Annotated in this window: 1 protein-coding gene; it reads left to right on the top strand. The window is 51.6% G+C overall.

The features are described from left to right. Positions 1-6,198, top strand: a 6,198-nt coding sequence (locus tag Q0294_RS01485; protein WP_299460094.1) for a glucoamylase family protein, incomplete at both ends; no start/stop codon positions are given.

Below are 6,198 nucleotides of genomic sequence, written 5' to 3'. Positions count from 1 at the left end.
GCCAGCTATCCGCGCGTTTATGACATCGCGCTCGAACTGATTGCTCACATTGATGGCCGGATTGATGCCCATAGCCTGGACAGCTTTATTGCCTCTTATGAGTCAGTCCAGACACTGAAACTGGGCGAATTATGGGCATTACCTTTAATGCTGCGACTGGCCCTGATCGAAAATCTGCGCCGCGTTGCCGTGAGAATTGCTACTGCACGGCGCGACCGTGACCTGGCAAACGACTGGGCAGACCGCATGGTCAAGGTGGTCGAGCAGAAACCGACAGACCTGATTCTGGTTCTGGCAGATATGGCTCGTACCAACCCTCAGCTCTCAGGTGCATTTCTGGCCGAGCTGACACGCCATCTCCAAGGCCAGAATCCAAACTTTGCTTTTGCGAACAGTTGGCTCGAACATCGCCTGGCCGACCAGGTATTAACGATCGAACAAGTGGTGCACACTGAAGGCCAGGCCCAGGCTGTCGATCAGGTTTCGATAGGAAACAGTATCAACAGCCTGCGTTTTTTGAATTCCAATGACTGGCGTCTTTTTATTGAAAAGCATAGCCTGGTGGAACGCACGCTGACGGGCGACCCTTCACACATCTATGCTCAGATGGATTTTGCGACTAGAAATCGTTATCGACGAGCCGTTGAAGGCATTGCCCGACGTAGCCAGTTTACCGAGTATGATGTCGCCCTCAAAGCGGTTCAACTGGCCGAAAATCATGCGAGTGATAAACCAGAAGACAGTGCCGCTCATGTAGGTTATTATCTGATCGGTCATGGTCGCCCGGTATTAGAGTGTTTGGTCGAAATGCGGCTGACCCCTGCAGTTATGCTGGACAAGCTACGCCGGCGCTTTCCCCTGATCTGTTACCTGTCCACAATGACGTTCTTCACACTTGCTTCAACGTTACTCTTCTTCGCTGCGGCCCACCATTCCAGTGTGATCTGGCAGGGGCTCGCGCTCCTGGCGATCCCGGTTCTGATTTGTGCCTCGCATTTGGGAATGGGGATTGTCAACTGGTTTTCGATGCAGCTGTTTCGTCCGCAATCACTGCCACGCATGGATTACGAACAGGGTATCCCGCCTGAGCACCGCACACTGGTGGCGGTACCCACGATGCTGACAAGTGCCGCTGGTATTGAACATCTATTGGAGGGAATGGAAGTACGGTATCTTGCCAATCGTGATCCCAGTTTACATTTTGCTTTAGTCACAGACCTGGTGGATGCCGACGCTGAGGTGTTACCTGCCGATGCACAGCTCGTGAGTCTGATGCGTGATGGTATTCAACTCCTGAATCAGAGATATGCCTCTGATCGCTCTGATATATTCTATCTCTTTCACCGTTCTCGAAAATGGAATGCGCAAGAAGGAGTCTGGATGGGGCACGAACGCAAACGCGGTAAACTGGCAGACCTGAATGCGACACTGCGCGGTAAACAAGGCCTGTTTACTGAAATGGTCGGCGAAATTGAAATTCTACAATCAGTGAAGTATGTCATCACACTCGATACTGATACCCAATTACCGCGGGATTCAGCCCGATTGATGGTAGGCACACTGGCACATCGCTTGAATCATCCTGTCTGGAATGCGCGCAAATCACGCGTCGTTGAAGGACACACAATCCTTCAACCTCGGGTTGGCGTCAGCCTGAATAGCGCGCAGCAATCACACTTCGTGCAGTTGTATGCAGGGGAGCCTGGAATCGATCCTTACACGCGGGTTGTTTCAGATGTATACCAGGATTTGTTCGATGAGGGATCATTTATTGGCAAAGGAATTTATGATGTCGATTCCTTTGAAATGTCCTGCAATAACTTTCCTGAAAATACGATTCTGAGTCATGACCTGATTGAAGGAGCCTACTGTCGTTCCGCTCTGGTCAGCGACGTGACTTTGTATGAAGAGTATCCATCGCGTTACCTGGCAGATATCGGACGCCGACATCGCTGGATTCGAGGCGACTGGCAGATCGTTAGCTGGTTGTTCCCCTGGGTTCGAAATCGTGCTGGCAAGTCGGTGCGAAATCCGATTTCTGCCCTATCCTGGTGGAAGATCTTTGACAACCTGCGTCGCAGCCTGATTTCGCTGGCCATGTTGAGCATATTGCTCCTCTCCTGGCTCTTAATGCCTGAACTGGCTGCAGAGTCATTGCTGTTTTTAGCCTGTATTGTATTTCTGCCCACAATTCTGGATACACTGACCAGCCTGCTTCAGAAGCCGGTCGATTTACCTTCGCGCCTGCATGTTCGCGAGACACTGCAGGCAACAGCGAGACCGTTAGCGCAGAACATCCTGTCTTTCGTCTTTTTACCTTATGAAACATATATTTGCTGCGACGCGATTATTCGTACTCTGGTGCGTGTGTTCTGGACAAAGCGGCGACTCCTCGAATGGAAAACAGCCAGCGATTCAGAACGAGGAAGCGATGGCAGTTTGAGTGGTACCATTTACCAGATGATGATCGCTCCCGCATCAGCCATCTTTGTAGCGTTAATACTCTATTCCAGCGAATCAGAGATACTACTCTGGGCAGCACCCTGGCTTGTGATCTGGTTTGTTTCACCATTAATTGCCTGGTGGCTCAGTCGGCCGATTACCAGACGTGTGATACAATTTTCCGAATTAGAACATCATTTTCTGGAAAAGTTAACTAGAAAAACCTGGCGGTACTTCGAAGAGTATGTCACTGAAGAAGAGAACTGGCTGCCACCAGATAATATTCAGCAGAATCCCAACCTGGAGATAGCCACACGTACCAGCCCCACGAACATTGGCATGGCGTTGCTCTCCGAACTGGCGGCTTACGATTTCGGCTACTGCTCTGCTTCTCAGTTCCTTAATCGAACTCGAAAGACCTTTAAGACACTCGACAGAATGGAACGTCATCGAGGGCACTTCTTCAACTGGTATGACACTCGCACACTTCAACCATTGCATCCCCAATATGTTTCTATGGTTGACAGTGGTAATTTAGCTGCAAATCTGCTGGTTCTCAGCAGCGGCATTCGAGAACTGAGCGAAGCGAACCTCATGCCCAGACGTATGTTTGCAGGCTTGCGCGATACGCTGCGGGTTCTATTGGATGTGATTCTGAGTTTTGACGGAATGTTGATAGACGCTGACTTTCGTCGCAGAATTGAACGACAGATCGAAGTGCTGAATCGCGCACCTGATTCTCTGCAGGCCGCGAATGTCCTGCTGGCGCAAATGACAGTAGAAGCCGCTGAGCTCATTAAATTAGCAGACTCGAATTCGGAACTCATGTGGTGGGTACTCGCTTATGAGCGATCCTGTCAGGAACATCGGGCTGACCTGCTGCACCTGGCAGTCTGGCTCACTCTTCCCAAATCTCCCGATAATTGGGAAGACGCTCAACCCGATCATCAGAGTACGGAATTGAAGCGGCTGGCAGTTGCTCTCAAACAGTTAGATAACGCAACAGGATTGCGAGATGTCGCAAAGCTGCAAACGACCTTGCTGCCTCTGATCCAGGAGGCAAAAAAAGTCGCGAATACTGAAACCTGTGAATGGCTGGTGCAGTTAGGTGCATCACTAAGTATTGCCGCAGAACGTGCGGCAGCAAGAATCAGAGCGTTTGAAGAATTGGCTTTACAGTGTCGAGAATTAGCAGATATGGACTTCGGGTTATTGTATGACTCATCCCGAGATTTATTTGCGATCGGCTATAACGTCAGCGAGCGGCGACTTGATGCCGGTTACTATGACCTGCTCGCCTCAGAAGCGCGTCTGGCCAGCTATATCGTCATTGCACAGGGACAATTCGGCCAGGAGCACTGGTTCGCATTGGGACGTCTGCTGACCAGCGCGGGAAGCCTGCCGGCATTGTTGAGCTGGAGTGGCTCCATGTTTGAATATTTGATGCCACTGCTGGTGATGCCCAATTACGAGAATACGCTGCTCGATCGTACTTATCACGCAGTCGTTCGAAGACAAATCGAATACGGGCGGCAATATCGAGTTCCATGGGGAATTTCTGAGTCCGGTTATAATACGTTAGATCAACACCGGACGTATCAGTATCGAGCATTCGGCGTACCCGGTCTGGGACTCAAACGGGGACTGGCGGAAGACCTGGTCATTGCTCCGTATGCCAGCGTGCTGGCTTTAATGGTCGAACCGCAGGCTGCCTGCGAGAATCTCCAGCATCTGGCGGCAGATGGTCAACTGGGGGCCTGTGGCTTCTATGAGGCAGTCGACTACACGCCTTCACGATTGCCACCCGGTGCTGAAAGTGTCACTGTGAAACAGTTCATGGCGCACCATGAAGGGATGAGCCTGCTCTCACTGGCATATGTACTGCTTGATAAACCGATGCAGCGCCGCTTTCTGGCTGATCCCATGCTGCGGGCAGCGGAACTGCTCTTACAGGAACGGGTTCCCAGGGCCACAGCGCCGGTTCTGCCTCACGAAAGCGAAGCACGAGCAACACACCTTGCATCACCAGAAGAAACCGGAAGCATGCGTGTCATTACCAATCCTGACAGTGCTGTTGTAGAAGCCCATTTACTCTCGAACGGCAGATATCATGTTGTGGTAACGAGTGCAGGTGGAGGCTACAGCAGATGGCAGGATCTGGCAGTGACACGCTGGCGTGAAGATGCAACTCGAGATAATTATGGCACTTTTTGTTATCTGCGCGACGTAGACAGCAGAATCATGTGGTCGAATGCCTGGCAGCCAACCACCAGTCCCACCAGAGGCTACGAAGCAATCTTCACACAGGCACGGGCCGAGTTCCGCCGTTCAGATGCGGGCATTGAAACGTATACTCAAATCAGTGTCTCCCCGGAAGATGACATCGAACTGCGTCGTGTCACTCTGACAAATCGATCTGATTCATCACGCAGGATTGAAGTAACCAGTTATGCGGAAGTCGTGTTAGCAGTACAACCTCAGGATGAGGCACATCCCGCCTTCAGCAACCTGTTTGTCCAGACGGAACTGGTCCAAAACCACAAAGCGATTTTCTGTACCCGACGCCCCCGCTCTGCCGAAGAACATCCGCCATGGATGACACACATGATGACCGTCAGGGGAGTCACCGTTGGGGAGCCATCTTACGAAACAGACCGCATGCAGTTCATCGGACGCCAGCGGACGCTTGCATCGCCTGTTGTTTTCGATCGTATTGCTCCACTTTCGAACTCTGCCGGACCGGTACTCGATCCTGTGGTCAGTATTCGCCAGACAGTACTGTTACTACCTAACGAAGCGGTTAGTATTGATATCGTAACGGGAGTCTCAGAGTCACGAGCTGGCGTCGAAGCGTTGTCTGAAAAATACAGCGATCACAGCCTGGCTGATCGTGTGTTTGATCTTGCCTGGACCCACGGTCATATTCTGCTGCAGCAATTAATCGCTTCTGAAATGGATGCGCAGATTTATGGCCGACTGGCCAGCTCAATCATTTATGCATCGTCTCTCAGGCGTGCCAAAACGAGCATTCTCAGCCTCAATCGACAGGGACAATCGGGGCTGTGGGGCTACGGTATCTCAGGGGATCTGCCTATCGTACTGGTTCGAATTCGCGACCATGAACGAATTGGTCTCGTTAAACAGGCCGTGCAGGCACATGCCTACTGGCGGTTGAAAGGGCTCGCCGTCGATCTGGTCATCTGGAACGAAGACGATTCTGTGTATCGACAGTCATTGCAGGATGAGATCGCCGATCTGGTTGCCGCCAGTTCGGAAGCAGTACTCATCGACAGGCCCGGCGGTATCTTCATACGTCGTGGCGAACAGATGTCTGAGGAAGACCGTATCTTACTGCAGACCGTGGCACGAATTGTCTTATTAGATGATGCGGGAACATTACAGGAACAGGCGGAGCGATTCGGGCGAACGGATGTTGCAGTCCCGTATCTGATTCCGAGTCGTGTTCTGAAGACGCAACCTCTCGTCGATAATCCTCCCCAATATGATCTGGCATTTTTTAACGGACTGGGGGGCTTCAGTCAGGATGGCCACGAATACATCACCATTCTGGCTGCAGGTCAGACGACACCTGCTCCCTGGGTCAATGTGATTGCCAATTCGCAGCTCGGTACCGTTGTTTCTGAAGGCGGCAGCGCTTACACCTGGGCGGAAAACAGCCATGAATTCCGGTTGACCCCGTGGCATAATGATCCTGTCTCTGATATCACCGGCGAAGCGATTTATTTACGGGATGAG

Origin of the sequence: uncultured Gimesia sp., from assembly GCF_937919775.1 — a bacterium.
Classification (GTDB): domain Bacteria; phylum Planctomycetota; class Planctomycetia; order Planctomycetales; family Planctomycetaceae; genus Gimesia.
This window is presented reverse-complemented; position numbering and strand designations above follow the sequence as displayed.